This window comes from Singulisphaera sp. GP187, from assembly GCF_900129635.1.
GTDB lineage: Bacteria > Planctomycetota > Planctomycetia > Isosphaerales > Isosphaeraceae > Singulisphaera.
The window spans coordinates 6,093,449-6,115,949 of record NZ_FSRB01000001.1 but is presented as its reverse complement, the minus strand read 5'-3'; the positions used below and the strand labels follow the sequence as shown (position 1 = coordinate 6,115,949).

20 protein-coding genes are annotated in these 22,501 nt (G+C 64.6%); 11 read left to right on the top strand and 9 right to left on the bottom strand.

Annotation, left to right across the window (positions count from 1 at the left end):
* Window positions 1–18: 18 nt before the first annotated feature.
* The 4 genes from BUS42_RS24010 (at window position 19) to BUS42_RS23995 (ending at window position 4,409) form a co-directional block, all read left to right on the top strand.
* Window positions 19–1,326, top strand: a complete 1,308-nt coding sequence (locus BUS42_RS24010; RefSeq protein ID WP_074310347.1) for a nickel pincer cofactor-dependent isomerase, group 22 — start codon at window positions 19–21, stop codon at window positions 1,324–1,326.
* Between the two features lie 397 nt (window positions 1,327–1,723).
* A complete protein-coding gene (locus BUS42_RS24005) occupies window positions 1,724–2,395 on the top strand; it encodes an HAD family hydrolase (protein ID WP_074310345.1) in 672 nt (223 codons plus the stop codon).
* The gene (locus BUS42_RS24000; RefSeq protein ID WP_074310343.1) at window positions 2,392–3,090 is read left to right on the top strand and encodes a CAAX prenyl protease-related protein; all 699 of its coding nucleotides are present in this window, start codon (window positions 2,392–2,394) and stop codon (window positions 3,088–3,090) included. Before BUS42_RS24005 ends, BUS42_RS24000 begins: the two co-directional genes overlap by 4 nt.
* Window positions 3,091–3,302: 212 nt before the next feature.
* Window positions 3,303–4,409 (top strand): WD40/YVTN/BNR-like repeat-containing protein, encoded by a 1,107-nt coding sequence (locus BUS42_RS23995; protein WP_074310341.1) that lies wholly within the window; start codon window positions 3,303–3,305, stop codon window positions 4,407–4,409.
* A 217-nt stretch (window positions 4,410–4,626) separates the two neighbouring features.
* Here BUS42_RS23995 and BUS42_RS23990 read toward each other — a convergent pair whose 3' ends face one another.
* The gene (locus BUS42_RS23990; RefSeq protein ID WP_074310339.1) at window positions 4,627–5,841 is read right to left on the bottom strand and encodes a DUF1559 family PulG-like putative transporter; all 1,215 of its coding nucleotides are present in this window, start codon (window positions 5,839–5,841) and stop codon (window positions 4,627–4,629) included.
* A 308-nt stretch (window positions 5,842–6,149) separates the two neighbouring features.
* Here BUS42_RS23990 and BUS42_RS23985 point away from each other — a divergent pair, with 308 nt between their 5' ends.
* The 5 genes from BUS42_RS23985 (at window position 6,150) to BUS42_RS23965 (ending at window position 11,698) form a co-directional block, all read left to right on the top strand.
* Entirely contained in the window at window positions 6,150–7,124 is a 975-nt protein-coding gene (locus BUS42_RS23985) for an energy-coupling factor ABC transporter permease (protein ID WP_074310337.1), read from the top strand.
* Window positions 7,114–7,785 (top strand): cobalt ECF transporter T component CbiQ, encoded by a 672-nt coding sequence (gene cbiQ / locus BUS42_RS23980; protein WP_074310335.1) that lies wholly within the window; start codon window positions 7,114–7,116, stop codon window positions 7,783–7,785. The genes BUS42_RS23985 and cbiQ overlap by 11 nt, the downstream gene beginning before the upstream one ends.
* Window positions 7,786–7,844: 59 nt before the next feature.
* Window positions 7,845–8,672 carry an energy-coupling factor ABC transporter ATP-binding protein gene (locus tag BUS42_RS23975; RefSeq protein WP_074310333.1) on the top strand — a complete coding sequence of 276 codons (828 nt, stop codon included), beginning with the start codon at window positions 7,845–7,847 and terminating at the stop codon, window positions 8,670–8,672.
* A 471-nt stretch (window positions 8,673–9,143) separates the two neighbouring features.
* A complete protein-coding gene (gene solA / locus BUS42_RS23970) occupies window positions 9,144–10,274 on the top strand; it encodes an N-methyl-L-tryptophan oxidase (protein ID WP_074310331.1) in 1,131 nt (376 codons plus the stop codon).
* A gap of 404 nt (window positions 10,275–10,678) precedes the next feature.
* The gene (locus tag BUS42_RS23965; protein WP_074310329.1) at window positions 10,679–11,698 is read left to right on the top strand and encodes a cyanophycinase; all 1,020 of its coding nucleotides are present in this window, start codon (window positions 10,679–10,681) and stop codon (window positions 11,696–11,698) included.
* A gap of 222 nt (window positions 11,699–11,920) precedes the next feature.
* On the opposite strand, the gene dnaB is transcribed toward BUS42_RS23965, so the two are convergent.
* The 8 genes from dnaB to BUS42_RS23925 form a co-directional block, all read right to left on the bottom strand.
* On the bottom strand, window positions 11,921–13,348 hold the full coding sequence (gene dnaB, locus BUS42_RS23960) for a replicative DNA helicase (RefSeq protein ID WP_074310328.1): 1,428 nt from the start codon (window positions 13,346–13,348) through the stop codon (window positions 11,921–11,923).
* A 387-nt stretch (window positions 13,349–13,735) separates the two neighbouring features.
* Entirely contained in the window at window positions 13,736–14,395 is a 660-nt protein-coding gene (gene rplI / locus BUS42_RS23955; protein WP_074310327.1) for a 50S ribosomal protein L9, read from the bottom strand.
* A 132-nt stretch (window positions 14,396–14,527) separates the two neighbouring features.
* Entirely contained in the window at window positions 14,528–15,061 is a 534-nt protein-coding gene (locus BUS42_RS23950) for a single-stranded DNA-binding protein (protein ID WP_074310326.1), read from the bottom strand.
* Window positions 15,062–15,260: 199 nt separating this feature from the next.
* Window positions 15,261–15,668 (bottom strand): 30S ribosomal protein S6, encoded by a 408-nt coding sequence (rpsF, locus tag BUS42_RS23945; RefSeq protein ID WP_074310324.1) that lies wholly within the window; start codon window positions 15,666–15,668, stop codon window positions 15,261–15,263.
* 40 nt (window positions 15,669–15,708) lie between these two features.
* Window positions 15,709–16,290: an aminoacyl-tRNA hydrolase gene (gene pth / locus BUS42_RS23940; RefSeq protein ID WP_074310322.1), complete on the bottom strand. Its 582-nt coding sequence runs from the start codon at window positions 16,288–16,290 to the stop codon at window positions 15,709–15,711.
* 38 nt (window positions 16,291–16,328) lie between these two features.
* Window positions 16,329–16,979: a 50S ribosomal protein L25 gene (locus BUS42_RS23935; protein ID WP_074310320.1), complete on the bottom strand. Its 651-nt coding sequence runs from the start codon at window positions 16,977–16,979 to the stop codon at window positions 16,329–16,331.
* Window positions 16,980–17,203: 224 nt separating this feature from the next.
* Entirely contained in the window at window positions 17,204–18,100 is an 897-nt protein-coding gene (locus BUS42_RS23930) for an ABC transporter substrate-binding protein (RefSeq protein ID WP_254053766.1), read from the bottom strand.
* 76 nt (window positions 18,101–18,176) lie between these two features.
* Window positions 18,177–19,415, bottom strand: coding sequence for a M16 family metallopeptidase (locus BUS42_RS23925; RefSeq protein WP_074310316.1), 1,239 nt, complete (start codon window positions 19,413–19,415; stop codon window positions 18,177–18,179).
* 1,021 nt (window positions 19,416–20,436) lie between these two features.
* Between BUS42_RS23925 and BUS42_RS23920 the strand changes: the two genes are divergently transcribed.
* Together BUS42_RS23920 and BUS42_RS23915 are read left to right on the top strand one after the other, a co-directional pair.
* Window positions 20,437–21,525 carry a DUF1559 family PulG-like putative transporter gene (locus BUS42_RS23920; protein ID WP_074310314.1) on the top strand — a complete coding sequence of 363 codons (1,089 nt, stop codon included), beginning with the start codon at window positions 20,437–20,439 and terminating at the stop codon, window positions 21,523–21,525.
* Between the two features lie 83 nt (window positions 21,526–21,608).
* Window positions 21,609–22,070 carry a hypothetical protein gene (locus tag BUS42_RS23915; RefSeq protein ID WP_083670464.1) on the top strand — a complete coding sequence of 154 codons (462 nt, stop codon included), beginning with the start codon at window positions 21,609–21,611 and terminating at the stop codon, window positions 22,068–22,070.
* The last annotated feature ends 431 nt before the right edge of the window (window positions 22,071–22,501 follow it).

The window sequence follows — 22,501 nt, the reverse complement described above, 5'->3', positions numbered from 1 at the left end:
CCCCATGAGCTTGCAACGATGAGCCTTCCACCGATCGCCAGGGTCCGCCAGGCTGTCCGACAGCCCAGGGTTGCCGACGTCCCCGCCGCCATCGCCCTGGCCATCCGCTCGAGCCGGATCGCCGACCGAATCAAGCCGGGTGGGACCGTCGCGCTGACCGTCGGGAGCCGGGGCATCGCCGGGATCGACCAGATCGCCCGCGCGGCGGTCGAAACCCTCCGCGCCCTGGGGTTCCAGCCCTTCGTGGTCGCCGCGATGGGAAGCCACGGCGGCGGAACCGCCGAGGGCCAACGCGCGCTCCTGGCCGAATTCGGTGTGACCGAAGCGTCAATCGGCTGTCCGATCCGCTCCGCGATGGACACGGTGGTCCTCGGCACCGACGGCTTTGGCCTGCCGATCCACTTCGATCGGAACGCCTTCGAGGCCGACGGCATCGTTCTCCTGAACCGAATCAAGCCGCACACCTCGTTCACCGGCCGATATGAGAGCGGCTTGCTCAAGATGCTCACGATCGGCCTGGGCAAGCGGCAAGGGGCCGCGCAGGTCCACAAGCTCGGCCTCCCCGGTCTCAAGCGGATGCTCCCCGAAGTCGGCTCGTTCCTGCTCTCGAAGACTCCGGTCGCGCTCGGCCTGGCCCTGCTCGAAAACGCCGAGGAACGCACGGCCCGCGTCGTCGCGGTCGAGCCCGAGGACCTGCTCGACGTCGAGCCCCGGTTGCTCGACGAGTCACGCGAGCTGATGGCGCGGCTGCCGTTCGACCAGATCGACGTCCTGGTCGTGGGCGAGCTCGGCAAAAACTACAGCGGGACCGGCCTCGACCCCAACGTGATCGGCCGGCAGCGGGTCGAGACGATGCCCGACCTGCCACGCCCGATCGTTACCCGCTTGGCCGTTCTGGACCTCTCGGACGAGACCCGCGGCAACGGCCTCGGAATCGGGCTGGCCGACCTGACCACCGAGCGTTTGGTCAAGGCACTCGACCCGACGCCGATGCGGGTCAACAGCATGACAAGCAACTTCCTCACCCGCGCCCGGGTCCCGCTCGCCTTGCCCAGCGACCGCGACGTATTCGCCGCCTGCCTCGACACCTGCTGGCGAATCGACCGAGCCGAGGCCCGCATGGTCATCATCCCCAACACCCTGGAGCTGACGACCCTCTACGTGACCGCCCCGCTCACCGCGGAAGTCGAGGCCAACGACAGCCTGAGCTTCGAGACCCCCTTTGCTCCCATTCCGTTCGACTCGGCCGGCACCTTGGACCAAGAGACACTCTACCCCGAGAGCGTCCGCGCCCGCCGTGCCAGTGGGCGAAACCACGGTGAATAGGCAAATCATTTTTGCGTTACAGGACATTAAAATAACGATATCATCTCGATTTTCCTGGGTGCCACGGGTTCCAAGTACGGAACCCGTGGCACCCGACAAACAATCACTACCGAAAACAATCAACAAGCCGATCCAGGGCTAGGAAGCCGCTCTCGACTCGTTCCCACGGTCCCCCGTGTGAATGAAGTCTGGGACGCTCTGCGTCCTCGGCTTTCGAGCGCCAGACGACGCGGAGCGTCGAGGACGGCATTCCCACGGGGACCGTGGGAACGAAGGTGATTCCTCGCTCTCTGGCGGGCTGTTGAAAATAATTAGGTATTTTCATTTACTCATGAAACTATTCTCTTCAAAACAAATCAGTGCGTAACTCGATCAGTCCGCCCTTCGGAGAGTCCTCATGCCAACCTCGATCCGCGCCGTCGTCTTCGACCTCGACGGCCTGATGTTCGACACCGAGGCGTTGTTCCACCGGGTGGCCGGCGAGATGCTCGCCGAACGTGGCAAGCAGATGACCACGGAGATCATGCGAGCCATGATCGGCCGCCGGGCGGTCGACGCGGGCCATGCGTTCAAAACGCTTGCGGGGCTGGACGAGCCGGTCGAGGACCTGATGGTCGAGGCGAAGACCCGGTTCATGGCCGAGATGGACGTCGCGGTGCATCCGACGCCCGGCCTGTTCGTCCTGCTCGATCGCCTCGCCGCGCGGCGGCTGCCGCTGGCCGTGGCAACCTCGTCGCGCCGGAGCTACGCCGAGCGACTGCTGGGGAGTCACGGCCTGCTCGATCGGTTCCAGTTCCTCCTGACGGCCGAGGACGTGGAGCACGGCAAGCCCGACCCCGAAATCTACCTCAAGGCCGCGGCGCAGTTCGGCGTCCCCGCGGCGTCGGTCCTGGTGCTGGAGGATAGCGCGGCGGGACTGCAAGCCGCCCAGGGGGCGGGCACATTCGCCGTCGGTGTCCCTCACGAGCATAGCCCGGCCGAAAACCTGCACGCCGCCGCCTTGATCGTCTCACGACTCGACGACCCCGCCGTCCTGGCGCTCTTGGAAGAAGATGAGCACCCGCAATGACTGACCAACCCGCCGCCGCCCCGCAACAATCGGTGATGCCTTACGTGATCCCGATGGCCGGCTTCCTGGCGATCACGACGCTCGAGGGCTATCTCCCGCTCGTCGCCGGGCAGCCGAACCCGACCTGGTACCCCATCCTCTATGCGGTCAAGGTCGTGGCGGTCACGGCCTTGGTCTGGGCCTGCCGGTCGACCTGGCGCGACCTCGCCCCGTTCCCCCGCTGGACGAGCCTGGCACTCGCGATCGTCGTGGGCCTGGCGATCGCCGCGCTCTGGGTCGGGCTCGACGGGTACTATCCCGAGTTGCCCTTCCTGGGCAAGCGCACCTCGTTTGATCCCGGGGTGCTTTCACCGGCCGCCAAGTGGGGCTTCATCGCCGTACGGATGCTCGGCCTGGTGGTCCTGGTCCCGATCATCGAGGAGCTGTTCTGGCGGTCGTTCCTGATGCGTTGGGTGATCGAGAACGACTTCGACCGGGTGCCGATCGGGCGGGTAACGCCTTTGGCGGCAGCGGTGACCTCGGTCTGCTTCGGGTTGGCTCACCCCGAGTGGCTGCCCGGCGTGCTCACCGGCCTGGCCTGGGCCTGGCTGCTCCACGCCACCAAGAGCCTTTCCGCCTGCGTGGCCAGCCACGCCGTGGCCAACCTGGCGCTCGGCCTCTACGTGATTGCGACCGGGGACTGGAAATACTGGTGAGCGAGCGAACCACCGGAACCGCACCGCACCGCTCCATCGTCTTGCCCGAGAGGAAACGAGAGGTTATCGTAACTTGGCTTTCATCACGAACTTCGGCCCCGCGGGCCGCCTGAGTGAATCCCAACGGCCGGGCCGGATTGGGTGGTTGCCGGTCTGTTCCTGAGCATTCCGAAAAACACTGAGTCTTAGAAGAGCAGGGGGCTCCTGGGTTCATGATCCTCATCGGGACTGACAACGGAATCTACCGCTGGTTCGAAGGCGCCTCGTGGCCCGTTTTTCATAGCCTCCAGGACCGCTCCATCGTCGATCTCGCCTCTCCGGGACCGGGCGTCCTGGTGGCCCTCGATCGGGCGGGGCAGGTGTTCGAGAGCGTCAACAACGGCCAGGACTGGCGGACGATCCCGCTGGCCGAAGGGGCCGGGAGCCCGACGTCGCTGGCCGCCTGGGGAGACCCTCCGTTCATCGTGCTCGGCACCCGCACCCAAGGGCTGGCGCGCCGCCCGGTAGGCGCGCCGATCCCGGTTCATCACGACCCGAAGGCGCCCGTTCAGGGCTCAGCCTCCTCCTGGATCGGTCGGGCCCGATCGCTCGCCGAAGGGGCGACGGCGTTGCTCGCCCCCAAGCCAGAAGTCAGCCGCACCGACCGCGCGACCGCCAAGCTCGCCGGCTGGACCCGCCTGGGAACCCCTGCACCCGGTAAGGCCAAGCAACCCGGGGTGATCCGGGCCATGGCCGTAGGGGAAGGCTCCACACCAGTCTGGTACGCCGCCGTCCGAGGCGCGGGGCTCTGGCGGAGCACCGACCTGGGCGTTTCGTGGAACCCGTGTCCCGGCCTGCCGGTCGACGTCTTCGCGATCCGAACCGCGCCCAAGCGGCCGGGGAGCGTTTATGTCGCCACCTCCGACGGTTGCTGGATCAGCAGCGACGCCGGCCTGACCTGGGAAGACCGGAGCGGCGGCCTGGAAAACGCCCGCTACCTCAGTGCCATCGAGGTCAAGCCAGGCGCCCCCGACGTCCTCCTCGCCGGCGCCGCACTCCGAGGACCGAACGACTTCGCCAACGGTCCCTTCACTGGGCTCGCGTTCTCCCTCTATGAGAGCAAAGACGGCGGCAAAGCCTGGTCGCTCGTCCGCCGCGGCAACCCCGACGTGTTCGAGAACGACATGATCGCCGACCTCCGTCACGATCCGGCCGCCCCCGACAACGTGATCCTGGCCCTGACCTCGGGCGAGCTCTGGATCACCCCCAACGCCGGCGCCTTCTGGATGCCCCTCTCGCGCCAGATCCGCGCGGCCCGCAAGCTCTGCCCCGTCGCCTGATCCCACTCACCCCAGCCATTGCGACTCACTCGCCTTCCCTGGTGCCTGGCTCCAGGCACCAGGGAACTGGCGTTCTACGGTCCGACCATAAGGGAACGCCAGATACCGGCATTGAAATGGAAGAGGAGGGACAGGGAGCTGACGCAATCCAAAGTGTCATTCCCCGCCCAACCCTGCTCCGCCCAGGACCTCGAGCGGAACGGCTGCGATCCAGGATTCACAGGTCGTCGCCCCAATCTCTTCCCAACGCCCCCTGCGCCAGCGCCGCCGGCAACCGGCCCCCGGCCGGCGTAATGAGCCTGGCATAGACCGTCCCGTCGATCGTCGACTTGATGAATCGGACTGAGCCATCGCAAAACACGAAGTTGCCGCCTTCGGGATGACCGCTGTTGGCGAAGGGGAACGAGCCTTCGACGGTGAAGGTTTGGCCAAAACCGATGTTCTCGAAGGTCCCGACCCGATTGGCCAGACCCCACCCAGGCCCGTCGCGTTGAGGCGAGAGTGGCGTCAACTGACCTCCCAGACAATCATTGGGTGATCGCTTCGACACACAAACATTATCCGATCCAATGAACATTGTGAAATTCGGCAGCGGACACGCCCAGTTGGTCGCTCGGCCACTCGAATACAGGTTCCCCTCGGAGAATCCCGCCAGGGTGTTCTCCGCGATCAATAAGGTTTGGCCTGCCCCATCGGCGATGTCGTCCGGGGTGGTCGTGATGTCCCAGGGTTGGTCACCCGACTCCGTGCCCATGAACATCACACCAAGCTTTTTGCAAACCGCCTGACGCTCTTGCCAGGCACGGCCCGGCGGAACCCACTGGAGGACTTCGCCGTTCTGCGAATGGCCGTCGGTCGAGCTCCCCACCCATCCCAGAGGAATCGCGGGCCAGCGCACGAAACCGCCGTTGACGACGTAGCTCAGGTTCCCCTGGTCTACGGCAGCCGTCCGATCGTCCGGGCAGCGAAGCACGCCAAGGGATGTGCTCGAAACCACATTATTGGAGGGTTGACCCGAGATGGTCTCCGTCGGCCACCAGTAGGGAACGGTCTTGTCCCAAGCATTGGCAAGATCCTGCTGGTCGAGATAGGGCAGGATCGCGACGACCCAGTTGGAGAGCCACGACTCGGCGACGTCCGGCCGCTGACCTGACTCCATAAGCGACAGATAGAGCTTCGACAGCGACGGGTCGCCGCCATGCTCGGCCGGGTCGTCACGGATTGTCCCCGCGTTGGGAAAATGATTCTTCGACGAGGAGAAGTTGAACAGGGCCAGACCAAGATTGCGCATATTGTTGGCGCATTGAGTGCGACGACCGGCAACGTGACCGGTATTCAGCGGAGGAAGCAACAACCCCACCAATATCGCGATCACAAAGATCGCGAAAATCAAATCAATGAGCTTAAACCCACGTCGATCCTCAGGGGACATGGCGATTCCTCCGAGAAAAGCCCCGTGTGACAGGATCCCTGGCGACGCTCCTTCATTCTCTCCTGATCGTCATACAAGCCACAAGCCTCAGCAGCAGATGTTTGCGCTTCATTACGAAGGGGTGCTGCCCCGGCCGCGCGGAGGTTCACGACGAACCTGCCAGTCCTCCAACACCGGCGAATCGCCGGCAGTGAGGGATCCAGGGATCCCGTAGCACGAATTTGACGAACAGGCACACGCGGTATACGATGAGGGGCATCCGGAATGTCTGGCCGGGGCTCGTGGGCGCCTTGTCGAGGTCTTTGCGAATGCACATCCCCGATGCCGTGCTCGATCCGAAGGTGGCCGCGGCGACCGGCGTGGTGGCGGCGGCCGGGATGTCGGCCGGGCTCAGGCTCCTCGAGTCGAGGCTGGGCGAGCGGACGACCGTCTTGATGGGAACGATGGCGGCCTTCGTCTTCGCCGCCCAGATGGTGAACTTCCCGATCGGGCCGTTGCCGATCTCGGGGCACCTGCTCGGCGGGGTCCTCTCGGCGGTGATGCTCGGGCCATGGGCCGGCGCGGTGGTCATCGGCGCGGTGCTGATCGTCCAGTGCTTGCTCTTCGGCGACGGCGGGCTCACGGCTCTGGGGGCGAACTTCCTCAATATGGGGCTGATCGGCGCGGTGGGAGGGTATGCGATCTATGCCCCGATCCGCCGGGCGATGGGCGGCCGCGCGGGGGTCCTGCTCGGCGCGATGGTGGCGGCCTGGTTCTCGGTCATCCTCGCCTCGGGGGCGTTCGCCATCGAGCTGGCGTTCTCGAGCGGCTGGTCGAACTTCTTCCAGACGCTGAGCTGGATGGCGCTGGTCCACGCCGGGATCGGCCTGGGCGAGGCGATCGTGACCGGCCTGGTGATCCGGTTCATCCTCCTGACTCGCCCCGACCTCGTTTATCAGGCCGACGAAACTGAAGCCAAGGCACCCGGCTGGGGGGCCTTGATCGGGGCCGGGCTCGGAATGGCGCTGGCGGTGTGCGTCTTCCTCGCGCCGTTCGCGTCGGAGCATCCCGACGGCCTCGAGTACGTGGGCGAGAAGCTCGGCTTTCTCAAGGACGGGGTGCCGGCCCTCCTCCCCACCCCCATCCCTGACTACAGTCTGCCGCTGCTCGGCGAGGCGAACGTCAAGGCCGCGACCGCCTTCGCGGGCCTGGTGGGGACGCTGGTCGTCTTCGCCATCGGGCTCGGACTGGCCCGGGTCTTCTCGACCCGAACGCCGACGGGAGTCGACCCGGATGCGGCTTGAGTTCCTCGAACGGCACAGCGAAGGGAACGGCCCGCTCCACCGCCTCGACCCTCGGATCAAGCTGGTCGTGGCCCTGGCGTACATCATCGCGGTGGTCGCCACCCCGATCGGCTGGTGGCGGCTCCTGGCGGTCGAGGGTCTGGCCCTGGCCTTTATCATCGGGCTCTCGGGGGTGCCGCCGCGCGAGTTGCTCACGCGCTGGCTCGGGTTCATCGTGCTCGTCGGGTTCCTCGCGTTGATGGTGGCGCGGGCGCACCCGAGCCGGGTGGAGTTCGGGGTCGCGGCGGTCATGCTGACGATTGTCGTCAAGAACAGCATGGCGTTCCTCGCCACGCTCAGCCTGATGAACGTCACGCCGTTCCGGAAACTGCTGGGCGGAATGCGCCGGCTCGGAATGCCCGCCGCGCTGGTGGCGACCCTCCAATTCATGTATCGTTACTTGCACGTGCTCACCGAGGAGCTCGATCGGATGGTCAAGGCGCGACGGTCGCGGACCTTCCGCCGTTCGGGGCGACTCGACTGGGTGCTTTTGACCGGCCTGATCGGTATCCTCTTCCTCCGAGCCTTCGAGCGTGGCGAACGAGTCCACGCGGCGATGCTCGCGCGAGGATGGGACGGGACGATCCGGACGCTCGACGACTCTGACTTTGATGGCCCCTGATCAATCGATCCATCTCCGCGTCCCCTCGCGGTGAGGCGAGGCGACGCGAGGTGCGTGTGATGAACTCCTCCAGCCTAACCATGACGAACGATGCGCCTGCCGTGCAGGTCCGCGAATTGATCTATCGCTATCCCGACGGCCGACTCGCCCTCCGCGGGGTCGACCTCACGATCGTGCCGGGCGAAACGATCGCCCTCGTCGGCCCCAACGGCGCGGGCAAGAGTACGCTCCTGCTCCACCTCAACGGGATCCTCCCGGGCAAGGAACGCAGCCAGCCCCTGCACGCACACGGGAACGGCCAACACGCCCGTAACGGCAGCGAACCCGCAGTCTGGATCGACGGCCTCGAGGTCAACGCCAAGAACGCGCCCGAGGTACGCCGCCGGGTCGGCCTGGTGTTCCAGGACCCCGACGACCAGCTCTTCAGCACGTCGGTCATCGAAGACGTGGCGTTCGGCCCGCTCAACCTCGGCATGAGCCGGGCCGAGGCCAAACGGGTCGCCCTCGAGTGCCTCGCCCGCGTCAACCTCGACGACGTGGCCGACCGCGCTCCCCACCACCTGAGCTTCGGCGAGCGTAAGCGGGTCTGCCTGGCGGGGGTGCTCGCCTGCAACCCGTCGGTCCTCGTCCTCGACGAGCCGACGGCCAACCTCGACCCCCGCGGCCGCCGCCGGTTCATTGAGCTGATCCGCGGACTCACCGCCACCAAACTGATCGCCACCCACGACCTCGAAATGGTCCTCGAACTCTGTAACCGAACTGTCCTGCTCGACTCCGGCCGGATCGTGGCCAACGGCCTGACCCGCAACGTCCTGGGTGACCCCAACCTGCTCGAGGCCCACGGCCTCGAAATGCCGCTAAGCCTCAAAATGGGCCGATTGGTTTAACTGGAATTCGTAAATCAAGACACATAGATTCAATCGGAGACTGGAGCAAGGATATTGGGATCTCGTTCCCACGCTCTGCGTGGGAATGCCGTCCGCGACGCTCTGCGTCGTCTTGTCTTCCCCGGCAGGTGGGGCCGCAGAGCGGCCAGAACGGCTTTCCCACGCGGAGCGTGGCAACGAGTTTCTCCCGCGAATTTCGGCCTCCGGGACAGACAGACGGCCCGGTTTCCTTGGGACAGACTCGGCTTTCGTTCGCATTGCGCACCAGCCAAAGAATCAATGGACGTGCCGAACAAACCGTTACAACTATCTCCATAACGATTCGTCTTCCGAAGATTCCCGACCTTGCGGCGGGTGACACGTTTGCAAAAGCCATCGGTGGTGGTGAAATTCCCAAGGGGGGAGTCGTGAAGACTCCAACGCGACCTGACCGCCGCCGGTCCCCACCCGTTTTTTTTCCAGGGGCGAACGATGGAACAACGGCACGCTCGCAACGTCATCATTGGCTCAGGCGCCATGGGTGCGGCCACGGCTTACCATCTGGCCAAGCGCGGCGAACCGGTTCTCTTGCTCGAGCAATTCGCGATCGGCCACGATCGGGGCAGCTCGCACGGAGTGGCGCGAATCACGCGGCACTCTTATGCCGACCCGCGGTACGCCCGGCTGATGCTCGACGCCTTTCGCGCCTGGAAAGACCTTGAGGCCGACGCCGGCCAGAACCTCTATCTGCGCACCGGCGGGCTCTCGTTCTGCCCGCCCGAGGTCGACTATGTCTCCCAGGTTGCCGCCAGCTTGCAGGCGATCGAGATCCCGCACCGGCGGATGTCGGGCCGGGAACTCCGGCGCAGCTTCCCCGTCTTCGAACTGCCGGAAAACTATGACGTCGTCTTTGAACCTGACGCCGGCTTGATCGCGGCCGCGCGGGCGATCGCAGCCCAGCTCGAGCTTGCCCGCCAGTTCGGCGGCGACCGCACCCAGGTGCTCGCGGAATGCCCGGTCCGCTCGATCGACCTCGAGGGGAACAAGCCGATCGTCATCACCGACCACCACCGGATCTCCGCCGACCGCCTGATCGTGACCGCCGGCGCCTGGGCAGGTCGGCTCTTACCCAATTTTCCAGTCACACTCCGGCCGACCCGCCAGCAAGTCCTCTACTTGCGCCCCCAAGACCCCCATCTCTTTGCCCCGGGCCGGTTTCCCGTCTTCATCCACAAAGGAGCCGGTCCCCTCGATGACTTCTACGGGATGCCGGAATATCAGGGCCAAGGTGTCAAGCTGGCGCGGCACGGCGGACCGGACGTCGACCCCGATGTCGAGGACCGACGCATCGAGGAACCCTACCTGGAGGTCATCCGCCACTTTCTTACGCAAACGATCCCGATGTTGGTGAATGCGCCGATCGAGCAGACCGAGGTCTGCCTCTACACCACCACCCCCGACGAACACTTCCGCCTCGGAATCCCGCCCGACTGCCCGAATCTCGTCATCGCTAGCCCATGTAGCGGGCACGGCTTCAAGTTCTCATGCCTGATCGGCCGGATTCTCGCCGACCTGGCCACGCAAGGGACGACCGAAATCGCCATCGCCCCCTGGCAACTTTAACCACCCGTCCCAAACACTTTAAGAACAGCGGGCCGCCCGCTCAATCTGAACGCTGACGCCTCGTCTCCCACTCCGATCGAAATCGGGCTCCCGTAGCGGCGCGAACCCGTGGCGCGCGACTTGCGTATAGAGCCTAGCAAGTAAAAGGTCGTCCGCAGTTCGACCAAACCACACAACCACTGCATTCATCCCACACTGCCTCCATCAAGTCTCCAAGACTTGTATAACAGAATCGTGAGGGATAGAATAAGGTGGGGTGAAGAACGGACGATTGCGGGCCGAACGGTAAGAGAATGGAGTCTCTGAATGCCGTGCCTCTGGCCTTGAGCGAATTGATTTAGGCTCGCGCAATCGTCGTTATCCCCGTTGCGCATCCTTGGCCATATCAAGAATGAGGTGGCAAGATGTCTATCCATCCGCCGCAGAACCGTACCGGGCGACGACTGCCTCTTACGGTTTACGTCGTACTCTGCGCCACAGTGTTGGCGGGAGCGGGGTTGGTCGCCGCCCTCAATCGCGGCTCGTCCCCATTCCACACGGTGCCCGCGAAACCGTTGGCGACCACGGCGATCCCGGTCGCAACGATCCCGGTCGCGGCGATTCAGCCCGCGGCACTCCAGGTGGTTCCGCATCCGTCGGGCGGAAAGCTGTTGATCTGCGGGGGTGGGAACCTTCCGCCGGCGATTCGCAACGAGTTCTGCAAGCTGGCAGGCGGTCCGGACGCCCGGATCGTGGTGATCCCGACGGCGACCTCGCATGCGGATCATCCCGAGTACCTCGCCAAGCTCCTGGCCGACTGGAAGACCTGCGACGTGGGGTCGGTGAACTTGCTCCACACCCGGTCGCGTGAGACCGCCAACGACCCGTTGTTTGTTCAGTCGTTGACCGAAGCAACGGGGGTCTGGCTCACCGGGGGCGATCAAGTCTTCTTGACCGACACCTACCTGGGCACGGCGGTGCAAGAACAGCTCAAGGGCGTCCTCTCACGTGGCGGGGTGGTCGCCGGGACCTCCGCGGGCGCGGCGGTGATGTCGGGCGTGATGATCGCCGGCGGTCGGGACAAGGCCGACGTGAGCCAAGGGTTCGACTTCATCAAAGGGGCCGTGATCGACCAGCACTTTCTCAAGCGGAACCGGATGGATCGGTTGATCGGCGTCCTCGCGTTGCATCCCAACCTCGTGGGCCTGGGAATCGATGAAGAGACCGCCCTCGTGGTCGATGTTCGCGAACACCATCTGAGCGTGCTCGGCGCATCTTATGTGGTGGCCTGCGTGCCTGACTCTCAGCATAAGTCGGTCAGGCTCAAGTTCCTCAAGTCGGGCGACACGACCGCCATGGCCGACCTGATGAAGGCCGCCGTCGTGGAAACGACGGCCGGCGTCAAGACGGATGAACCGGCGGGCTTGACGGTCGGTTCGCTCTGACCGGTCCCACCAAGCCGCGAGTCACCGATCAACCAACGAACGGGGCACGAGCGTTATCAACGCTCGTGCCCCGGTTGGTTTCGAACTTCCCGGAAGGGGGGAGGAGTGCTCCCCGCGGTCACCCAACCATTCGACTGTACGACCTTCGGGTGGCCGGGGACAACGTGCGGCGTTGGCCCCGGCCACCCGAACAGGAGTCGCCTGAGCGGCGATCTCACCGGCTCAGAAAGCGGCGGCGTCGATCGGGTCGGCGACCGAGGCCAGGTTCTCGAACCGGGTGAGGTTCTTGAGGAAGGTGAGCTTGACCGTCCCGGTCGCGCCGTTGCGGTTTTTGGCGATGATGACCTCGGCGATGCCCGGCTGGTCGTTGGGGTCGTAATAGTCGGGCCGGTGGATCAGGAGGACGACGTCGGCGTCCTGTTCGATGGCACCGCTCTCACGAAGGTCGGCCATACGCGGGCGGCGGTCTTCGCGGTTTTCGACACCACGATTGAGCTGCGAGAGTGCAATGACCGGGAGCTCGAGTTCACGAGCGAGGGTCTTCATCCGCCGGCTGATCTTGGCGATCTGCTCTTGCCGGCTGTCACGCGTTTCCTCGCTGTCGACAAGCTGAATGTAGTCGACCACGATCAAGCCGATATTGTGGCGGAGCTTGAGCCGACGCGCATTGGCGGTGACCTGGAGCATGTTCCGCGACGGCGTATCGTCGATGAACAACGGGGCGGTATGCATTTCGCTATACCCCTTGCCCAGCATGCTCATCTCACGGGTGCCCAGGCCCTGGCCGGTCCGGAGCTTCTTGCCGTCCACCCGAGCCCGGGCGCACAGGAGTCGCTCGACCAGTTCGAGCCGGCCCATTTCAAGGCTGACGAACAGCAAGGGGACCTTAAGGTTCACCCCGACATTGTCGGCGAAGTTCAAGGCGAGGGCCGTCTTCCCCATACTCGGCCGCGCGGCGAGCACGATGAGCTGGCCGGGCTGGAGGCCGCCCATGTAGTCGTCGAGCTCGAAATAGCCGGTCGAGACTCCGGTGACCGCATGCTGGGAGACCGTCCGCTCCTCGATCCGATCCATCGCTTCCTTGAGCACATGGAGCAGCTCGGCCGTGTCCCCTTGGATCGTGTCGCCGGCGATCTCGAAGATCTTCTGTTCGGCCTTCTCGAGGAGCGCCTCGGCCGTGAAGTTATTCGAGTAGCCATCGCGGAGGATCTCGTTGGCACTCTCGATCAGCCGCCGGCTGATCGACTTCTGGCGGACGATATCGGCGTAGTACCGCGCGTTGGCCGCGTGGGGCACGCTCTCGACGATCTCGGAGAGCGTTTCGTGCCCGCCGATCGCCTCGAACTCCCCGCGCTGGGTGAGCTCGGCGGAGAGCGTCAGGCCGTCGACCGGCTTGCCGAGGTCGTAGAGATCCCGGATCGCCCGATAGAGGGTCTGGTGCGTGTCACGGTAGAAGTCGTCGGCTTTCAGCTTCGAGACGACGTCGTGGATGACCTCGTTGTCGAGGAGAATGCTCCCGAGGACCCCTTGCTCCGCCTCGAGGTTCTGGGGCGGGAGCCGATCGGTCAGCGAGCCACCGTCTCCGTCCCCCTTCGGCGGGCGGCCGTGAGCGTTGCCATTTCCGTTCCCTTTGAAATTTGAAGAGGCCATGGTCCGAAGCAACTCCCTGCTCGCACGCCAGAGAGGGCCGGCCCTTAGGTGGTGTGGGCCGACTCCCCTGTGGGTCCATCGACCGGCCGATCCATCCGGGTCTCGTCTCCCTCGTCCTTGGTCGAGGAACAGGACCCCTCGTGACCCGACGCGCAACCGCGCCCGGCACGATAGCCGATCTGAACAATCGTATCGGCCAAGCGAGGACTTGGCCATCAAAAAAACAGCCGATTCGGTGGCCGCCGTCGCCGTCGACCGCGCGCCACTACGACGAGAAGCCCGGCCCCCTCAGAGTCGAGGGGACCGGGCATTCGTTGGGTTCAACAGTGGAGGCAGAGCGCTCCGCAACCGGTCAGCCGCAGTCGCAGCAGACCGGAGCGGCGGCGATCAAGCGACCGGTTCGTCGGTGTGGGTCGGAACGACCCACAGCTTGACCTCGGTCGTGACGTCCTGACCGAGGGCGAGCTTGATCGTGTAGAGACCCAACTCCTTCAACGGCCCCTCGATCCGAACGTTTTCGGCTTCGATCGGGAAGTTGTCGGCCTTGAGCGTCGCGGCGATCTGGTCGGCGGTCACCGAGCCGTAGAGGTGCCCCTCGGCGTTGGCGTTGGCCTCGATCGTGACCGAGCGCTGGGCGATCTGGGCGGCCAGGTTCTGGAGGTCGGCCCGACGGGCGACTTCAAGCTGGTAGAGCCGCTGGCGATGCTTCTCGACGATCCGCAGGTTGTGCGGGGTCGCGAACGTCGCCAAACCCTGGGGCAAGAGGTAGTTCCGGGCGAACCCGGGGCGGACCTTGACGAGGTCGCCGGGCTGACCGAAGTGGGGGACGGTATGGGTCAGCAAGATCTCCATGAAACCGTCTTTGGAACGGGTCGGATGATTCCTGCGTCGCTCGACGCCCGGCTGGCGGACGGTCGGGGTCAGGGTGGTCACCGACGGCTTGGCATGGGCTGCGGCGGCCGCCGCGGCTTTCTTGGCCTTGGTCGACGCCTTCACCTTGACCTTCGTCTTGGCCTTGGCCGGTTTCTTGTCGGTCATCTTGGCCATCGTGCAATCACTCCTTGGATGGGGCGTCGCGAGGCGAAGATCATCATCCGCCGCTCGGCCGTTCGTCATCGACTATCGATCGCTGGTCAATCACGCAAGAAAAATTATCGAGAACCCGTCCAACCCACCAGGTCAGAACGGGATATCCTCATCGTCAGTTTCGGGTTCGGCGGCGCGACGGGCCGCCGGCTGGCTCGGCGGCGAGTAGGGGGCTCGCCCGCGCGACTCGGACGGGGCGCCCGCGGGGCCGCTCCGTCTGGCCTGCGGCTCGCGTGCGACGGGGGGGGCATAGTCGCTGTCGCCACCGCCTCCGCCGCCCCCACCACCGTCGGAACGTCGGTCCAGGAACTGCACCCGGTCGGCGGACACCCGGATCTTCGACCGCTTCTCGCCGGTCGTCTTGTCATCCCAGGTGTCCATCTTCAGGGCGCCTTCGATGTGGACGCCGCTCCCCTTCCTCAGATACTGGCAACAATTCTCGGCCTGACGGTCCCAGACCGTGACGTCGATGAACAGGGTTTCTTCCTTGCGGTCCCCGTCCTTACCCGTCCACGTCCGGCTGGTCGCCATCCGGAGGTCCGTGACCGCCGCGCCACTGGGCGTATAGCGCAACTCGGGGTCGAACGTGAGTCGACCCATCAAAAAAACCTTGTTCAAGTCGGCCATCGACTGGTCCCTCCCCAAGGAGCAACGGCGTACCGTTCCCATCATGCAGGCGTAAACGGTTGTTCCCTACCAAAAACTACCACATTCCCGTTTCACCCACAAGGATCAAACTGGAACGGTGAGGCCCAGCCCGGAGGGGAGAAAGCACAAGCCACTCCTGTCCGACGGCACCCTTCCCCCGCACCCCTGGCGCGTCCGCTCAGTCGTCGCGACGACGGCGGCGGGGACGGTCGTCCATGTCCTCTTCGCGACGGCCTTCCTCTTCGGCGTTGGGCGTCGAGGTCATCGCCTGATTGACCAGGTGGTCGACCAGTTTGGGATGAACCTTGAGGATCAGCTCGCGGAGCACATGATCGCTCAGCCGGCAGTCGGCGACGATCTCCTTGACGTTGGCCCCTTCTGACTTGAAATAGGTCAGCAGGTACGTCCCCTTCTTGTGCCCGTCGACCGGGTAGGAGAGCCGACGCTCGTCCCACTGGCGGCTGGCGACGATCTCTGATTCATGCTTGGTCAGGATGTCGTGGACATGCTTGACCGAGTCGTCCCAAGAGACGGCGACTTTCGAGCTGTCCAGCAGGAACATCGCCTCGTACGTGTTGACAGGCAAGAGCTTCCCTCCAGGTTGGCAAATAAACGAAGTGGTCAGGTCAGCCACTCGTGGGCGTTGTGGGTCCGTTGAATCGATTCATGGCGGCGGCCTGTCCCTGGGTCACCCAGACGGCCACGGCCTGCGAGGCCAAAATCAAGGCGTCTTCCACCGCGGGCCGGTCGGCGCCGCGGAACCGGCTCAGGACGAAGTCAGCGGCGTCGACGGGTCCCCGCTCGCCGATCCCAATCCGAAGCCGGGCATAGCTATCCGACCCAAGCTGGGCCGTAATGTCGCGGAGTCCCTTCTGACCGCCGTCCGATCCTCCCCCCCGGATTCTTAACTTTCCCAAGGGGAGGTTCAGGTCGTCGCAAATGACAAGCAGGTCGGCCAGCTCAAGCTTGTAAAACCGCATCGCTTGGGCGACCGACCGCCCGCTCAGATTCATGAACGTCTCGGGTTTCAGGAGCAGCACCCGGTGGAAGTCAATTTCCGACTCGGCCAGCAAGCCGTCGAACTTCCGAGCAAAGGTCGCTCCCGATCCCCCTTTGGCGAGGCGGTCGACCACCTCGAAGCCGATGTTGTGCCGGGTCCCCTCGTACTTGCTTCCGGGGTTCCCCAGCCCGACCACCAGTTTCCGCATTCCCTAAAACCCCGACGCGGTCCGAGAAAAAGTCGGGGTCACTCGTCCTTCTCGCGACGCTCCGGCTTGATGACCTCGGGCTGCGTGAGGCTCTCACCATCGCCGGGCGTGCTCGTCTCCGCCTGTGCGGTTCGCGAGACGACGTGAACCACGGTCAATTCCGGCTCGGCGTTGACCTTCACCCCTTCGGGGAGGATCAAGTCGCGAACGTGAATGCTCTGACCCAGGTGCAGGCCGCTCACGTCGATCCGGATCGAGTCCGGAATCGCGTTGGCGCGACAGGTCACTTCGACGGCGTGCACCGGTTGCTCGAGCACTCCGCCTTCGCTGACGCCGGGCGACGTCCCACGCAATTCGAGCTTGACCTCGGTCTCGATCGACTCGTCCGCACTCACGCGGGCAAAGTCGAGATGGATGATTTCCTTGCCGAGGTGATCCCACTGGATGTCGCGCACGATCACCGTCTCGGTCGTCCCATTCACGCTCAGCTCAGCGAGGTGGGTGGACTTTTTGATCATGTCCCAGACGGAGGCCCGTGCGAGCGAGATCGGCAAGGGGTCTTGCTTGTGCCCGTAGATAATCGCCGGGATCTGCCCCTGCGCTCGCAACCGTCGCGAGACTCGTGAGCCTGTCCCTTTGTTCTTCGCGGGATCCCGCGCCTCGACCGCAATCTTGACTGCGTCCGCCATAAGTCGCCTGTGCCTGACCCCGCCACGAGGTCCCCAGAGAAGCGAAATCAGAAAATAAAGGGGCCGGGCCCAAGGGAAATCCAGTCCCCTCACCGCCACGGAACATACCCAGAATTCAGAAATACGGCCGATGCAGGCCGCGCATCGAGCGATTATGCCGATGCCCCCGGCGCGATTCAAGAGGAAACACGCGACTTTTCGCGATTGCCCCCCTTGGTTCGTCGCTAAACCGCCGGCAGTCGCCGCCATCCTTCCCGAGGGGCGAGGTCACCGCAAGCCTCCGGGTCGATCGCGGCCGCGGCGATTTTCAAGCTCATCTCGAGCCGAGGCCCTGGCCTCGAGAAATAGGCCGAACCGTCCACCAAGGTGACGCCCCCGCTCCGAACCGCCTCGAGTCGACTCCATTCCGGACGCGCCTCGAGCGCGCTGAGTTCCTCCTCGGTCCGCGCGATCGTGAACCCGCAGGGCGACAGGACGATCAACTCGGGATCAGCTTCGGCGACCTCGTCCCACGAGAGTCGTCGCGACCGCTGACCCGCCTCGCCGATCACCTCGACCCCACCGGCGAGCGCCACGATCTCGGGGTTCCAGTGACCGGAAGAGAAGGGGGGGTCGAACCACTCGAGCACGAGCACCCGGCGCAACGGCCGCCCCTGGCGACGGCGTGCGATCGCCGCGACGGTCGCATCGAACCGGGCGATCAGCGCCTCGGCCTCCTCCTCCGCGCCGAGCAGCACGCCGATCCGGCGAAACATGGCATCGAGGTCGGCCAGGCAGGTCGGGTTGACGCTTTCGACCCGGGGCAGGCCCGGCAGACCCGCGGCGACCCGCCGCACCGTCGCCTCGTTGACCGCACAGACGTCGCATTGCTCCTGGGTCAAAATCAGGTCGGGGCAAAGCTGAGCGAGCAAGGCGCCATCGAGCTCGTAGAGACTTCCGCCTTCCGCGACGACCGCCGCATCGATCGCGGCGCTCGAGGCCGCCGCCGCGATCCGGGACCGGGTCAGGTGCGGCAACTGCTCCACGCCCACCGGATAGTCGCACTCGTGGGTGACCCCGACGAGCGCGCCCTGGTGGCCCAGGGCACAGACCAACTCAGTCAGAGAGGGGAGCAAGCTCACGATCCGCATTGGGGGAATACCCGCCAGTCAAGGTTCATTGCAAATCCAACCAAAGGGACGCGGCACCCTCCGGATTTTACTCCGGGGCATGCACATCCGTCGTCGGTCCGACCGAGACGATGGTCATCGGCAACAAGGGCCACTCGGTCAGGATTCGGCGAAGGTCGTCGAGCGTGACCCGAGAGAAGGCTTGCAGCTCCTGGGCGACGGAGAGGTACTCGCTGCGATAAGTCCAGTGGAACCCGAGCGAGGCGAGCCGGCCCATCGGCCGCTCGCTCCGGAGCACCGAGCGGGCGAGCACCTTGTTCTTGGCCTGCGTCAGCTCTTCCTCGGTGATGCCCTCGGCCGTGGCGGCCCGATAGACCTCACTGATTCGACCGAGGTTCGCCTGGGTTTCGCCGGGGTCGCAGCTCAGGAACGTGAAAAGAGCGCCCGCCTGGTTGTAGTCTTGGTACGAGACCTCGACGCCGTCGGCATAACCGGGGTCGATCAAGGCCCAGTAGAGCCGCGACCCGGTATGGTCGCCCAGGATCGTCGCCAGGAGCTGGGCGGCGTAGCGGTCGCTGCTCTCGAGCGGGGGGGCGTCGCCGACGCCGATGATCGTTTGCTGCTGGTCCTCGGCGCGGAGGATCGTCTGGAACGCCCCGGTCCCGCGGGGCGAAACGGCCTGGCGGGTGATTTCCCCTCCCTCCCAGCCGCTGCAGTGCGCCTTGGCCAGGGCCACGATCTGGTCCCAGTCGGTCTTGCCGGCGAACGCCAGGACGATGTTCGACGGACTGTAGCGCTCGGTAAAATAGTGGCGCATCTGGTCGACCTTCAAGGCGGTGATCGACTCGACCGTGCCGAGAATGCTCTGCCCGAGCGGGTGTGGGCCGAAGTGCGCGGCCTTGGCGGCCTCGTAGGCGACCGACATCGGGTTATCCAGATACATCCGGATCTCCTCGATGATCACCTGCTTCTCGGTATCGAAATCTTCCTCGGTGAGGTTCGGTCTCAGGATGTCGGAAAGCACGTCGAAGGCCTGCGGCAAATACTCGGGCAGGCAGGTGACGTGGTAGAAGGTGTCCTCCTCCGACGTCTGCGCGTTGTGCTTCGCCCCCACCCGGTCGAAGTCGCGGTTGACCATCAGGGCGTCGCGCCTCGGGGTCCCTTTGAAGACCATGTGCTCCAGGAAGTGCGAGACCCCGGCGACCTCGGCCGACTCGTCACGGCTCCCCGCCTTGACGAAGAAGCCGGAGGCGACCGAGTGGGCCTGGTCGTTCACCTCGGCGATGACCCGCAGACCGTTCTCGAGAACCGTGTGGTGAAATTGCATGAGTCGTGGCTCGCCCAAAGAAAAAAGCCGGCTACAAGTGGCGCCTGCCCAACGCGCGACGGCCCCGCAGGGTGGGAGCCACCGCGCTTTCGAGTCGATCCGAATTCCGATCCCGTAAGCTCGCGGAGCAATGGCCGTTACTCCATTGTAAGCAGCATCGCCTCTTCGTCGCCCTAACTCAAGAGCGCGTTGGCCGCCGCGGCCCACGATCCTCCCGCGATTTCGCCTCGGCCGGCGCACGGGTCCTGGAGACCAAACCGCCGGCCCGGAACGCGAGCGTCGCGGAACGTTGAAGAAACAGGGTGGCCCGGCCAACCTGTTGTCCGTGGTGGCGCCCAGTTCGCCCGATCCCTCGAAATCGTTCGGTCCGGCGCCGCGACCGCCAGAACCGACCGCGACATCGGGATCGTTAGTACCAATTTATAAAACCTACAGATGTCGCGATTCTGTTTGACGTTACGGCGAAGGCGTCTCGAACACCAAATCGTTGGTTCTCGACCACATCGACTTGAATTTCCAGCAATGATGATCTAGGATCGGATGGACATAGACTTTGAGCCGGACGCATTTACGCGAAAAATTACAGGATTCCCGGCTTTCACGCCATAATGAAGACGTTGCTTGATCATCTCAGCAAGCGTCTCGTCGATGGCAGGCCCGTGAAAGGATGCGAATCGCCCGACAATCGGCTGAATCGATTCGACTCTCCCTCGAACGATGATGGTTCGACCCGGTTCGTCGACTGAGCCAGGGTTCAAGAGTCACTCCTTTGTTGTCGGCCCCCCCCCTTTGCCGCGACAGCGGTCCGGACCTTGTCCGCCCCAGATGGGGCTTCGGTCCCCACTTGGGCACGCTTCGCCTCGTTCATGCCCTCGTTTTTTTTCGTTCATCTCGTTCAACGGTGGGCGGCGGTTTCCGTCGAGAATCCGCTTCTTTCATTCGATTCTTGAACGACGGAACCACGGGTTGAGGTTGTCTTACCCCGGCGCCGCTTCGCTTTTATGGATTCGGAGACGCACTCATGAGACGGATTCGTCGTGGATTCACGCTGATCGAACTGCTGGTTGTGATCGCGATCATCGCGGTCCTGATTGCGCTCTTGCTGCCGGCCGTCCAGGCGGCGCGCGAGGCGGCCCGGCGGGCCCAGTGCACCAACAACCTCAAGCAGATCGGCCTGGGGCTCGCCAACTTCGAGTCGACCAATAGCACCCTCCCCCCCGGCTTCGGCCCGGTCCCGTCGCTGCCGGGCGGCGTGGGCAGCAGCGGCTCGGGGCGGTGCAATGTCCAGGCGCAAATTCTGCCCTTCATGGAGCAGGCCGCCGCCTACTCCGCGTTCAACATGCAGGTCGACATGAACGGGATCGACGCCTCGACCGTCGCCGCCACGCCCAACCACACCGCGATGGGCCAGCTCGTCGCGAGCTACATCTGCCCGTCCGACCCCGCGACGAACCGGCTCCGAGGCTACCTCGGCTACTCGAACTACTTTGCGAGCACCGGCAATACGGCGGCCCAGATTCTCGGGTCCGGGTCGGGCCAAGAGCCCAATGTTGCGAACGCCGGGCTCTTCAACGTCGCGCTCAACACCACTGCGCCCGTAGGTAACGTTGACTACTTGAAGGTCACAAACGCGTGCCGGTACGCCGACATCACCGACGGGACGAGCAACACGGCGGCGTTCGCGGAAACCAAGCGGTCGAGCCTACCCGAGACCGGAATCTATTCGGGCCAGACCCCGTACAGCCCTCTGAACGTGTACCTCTATGCCACCGCATCCCTGAACAACCAGATCTGGCCCACGCCATGCGGGAACTGGGACAATAGCCAGGTGGTCGACCTGATTTCGTATCGGGGCCAGCAGTATTACCGCAACCTGCCCGAGGTTGCCTACTACTCGCACACGATCCCCCCCAACTTCAACAGTTATGATTGTGGCAATAATTCATTCACCGGGGCACACCTCGCGGCGCGAAGCTACCACTCCGGGGGAGCCAACACGCTCTTCGCCGACGGCAGCGTTCACTTCGTCAAGAGCACCATCAACCTCACCACCTGGCGGGGTGTCGGCACACGTGCCGGGGGTGAAGTCATCTCCAGCGACGCGCTCTGACGCCAACCGGCCTTGGTCGAGACCTGTGTCGATCGTGGGGGCGGCGTACTGATGCGCCGCCCCGTTCCCTTCGAGGAGGACGGATGCAACGACGGAAGAATGCGGGCTGGCTGCTGGCGATCGGACTCCTGACATGGACCGCCGGCGGCTGCGGTAATGGTGAAGACGCAAAGACAGTCGCCCTCATACGTACGAACGAGGGATTGGCTCTCGAAGAGATTGGCCGGACCTACCAGTCGTTCGTCAAGCGAACGCAACAGCCCCCCAAAGACATGAAAGACGTCCTGCCGTCCGAGCAGGGCTACCCCACCGGCATCAACGCCTTGAAGCGGGGCGAGGTGGTCGTGCTCTGGGGAGCCCCCCTGGACCGGACTCCCCAAGGCGGATCGTCGGTGCTCGCCTACGAGAAGAAGGCCCCCGAGAGCGGCGGGATCGCCCTGATGCAGGATCTGTCGCTCAAACAACTCTCCGCCGACGAGTTCAAGGCCGCCCCCAAGGCCCCCGGAACCGCCTCGGCCGCCCCGGCCGCCCCGGCCAAGAAGTAGAACGACGCCACGCCCCCGCCTTTCATCCTCGGAGTCGAACTTCGTACCGGCCTGGTTCAGGCCGGATTTTTTGGTCGACGCGCACTTCTCGGCGATAAGTAACCACGCGACCGCCTTCAGGGATCGTTGATCGTGGGACCCGCTCCTGCTTTCAACGATTTCTGCTCGTCATCAATGCCGGCTCCGCTGAAATCACTCAGTCGGGATTCACGTTTGATGTCGACAAGTTGGGCATACCGTCGGCTCATGGCAGCGCTGCCTACCCACCTCCGAGAAGGCTCGCCAAACGGACCTGGCCTGCCTTTGCCAATCCTCGTCCGAAACGGCAACCGCACCTCGTCCCGGCGCAAATCCCTGGGGCCTTCCCCTATATCATTCGGCCTGGCCCCATGGCGACCGCGACGCCCCTTGGCACCTATTTTATTAATCCT

Bases quoted from the DNA above. Each gene is read 5' to 3' on its own strand.
- BUS42_RS24010 (WP_074310347.1), top strand. From the start codon at position 19: ATGAGCCTTCCACCGATCGCCAGGGTCCGCCAGGCTGTCCGACAGCCC.
- BUS42_RS24005 (WP_074310345.1), top strand. From the start codon at position 1,724: ATGCCAACCTCGATCCGCGCCGTCGTCTTCGACCTCGACGGCCTGATG.
- BUS42_RS24000 (WP_074310343.1), top strand. From the start codon at position 2,392: ATGACTGACCAACCCGCCGCCGCCCCGCAACAATCGGTGATGCCTTAC.
- BUS42_RS23995 (WP_074310341.1), top strand. From the start codon at position 3,303: ATGATCCTCATCGGGACTGACAACGGAATCTACCGCTGGTTCGAAGGC.
- BUS42_RS23990 (WP_074310339.1), bottom strand. From the start codon at position 5,841: ATGTCCCCTGAGGATCGACGTGGGTTTAAGCTCATTGATTTGATTTTC.
- BUS42_RS23985 (WP_074310337.1), top strand. From the start codon at position 6,150: ATGCACATCCCCGATGCCGTGCTCGATCCGAAGGTGGCCGCGGCGACC.
- cbiQ (WP_074310335.1), top strand. From the start codon at position 7,114: ATGCGGCTTGAGTTCCTCGAACGGCACAGCGAAGGGAACGGCCCGCTC.
- BUS42_RS23975 (WP_074310333.1), top strand. From the start codon at position 7,845: ATGAACTCCTCCAGCCTAACCATGACGAACGATGCGCCTGCCGTGCAG.
- solA (WP_074310331.1), top strand. From the start codon at position 9,144: ATGGAACAACGGCACGCTCGCAACGTCATCATTGGCTCAGGCGCCATG.
- BUS42_RS23965 (WP_074310329.1), top strand. From the start codon at position 10,679: ATGTCTATCCATCCGCCGCAGAACCGTACCGGGCGACGACTGCCTCTT.
- dnaB (WP_074310328.1), bottom strand. From the start codon at position 13,348: ATGGCCTCTTCAAATTTCAAAGGGAACGGAAATGGCAACGCTCACGGC.
- rplI (WP_074310327.1), bottom strand. From the start codon at position 14,395: ATGGCCAAGATGACCGACAAGAAACCGGCCAAGGCCAAGACGAAGGTC.
- BUS42_RS23950 (WP_074310326.1), bottom strand. From the start codon at position 15,061: ATGGCCGACTTGAACAAGGTTTTTTTGATGGGTCGACTCACGTTCGAC.
- pth (WP_074310322.1), bottom strand. From the start codon at position 16,290: ATGCGGAAACTGGTGGTCGGGCTGGGGAACCCCGGAAGCAAGTACGAG.
- BUS42_RS23935 (WP_074310320.1), bottom strand. From the start codon at position 16,979: ATGGCGGACGCAGTCAAGATTGCGGTCGAGGCGCGGGATCCCGCGAAG.
- BUS42_RS23925 (WP_074310316.1), bottom strand. From the start codon at position 19,415: ATGCAATTTCACCACACGGTTCTCGAGAACGGTCTGCGGGTCATCGCC.
- BUS42_RS23920 (WP_074310314.1), top strand. From the start codon at position 20,437: ATGAGACGGATTCGTCGTGGATTCACGCTGATCGAACTGCTGGTTGTG.
- BUS42_RS23915 (WP_083670464.1), top strand. From the start codon at position 21,609: ATGCAACGACGGAAGAATGCGGGCTGGCTGCTGGCGATCGGACTCCTG.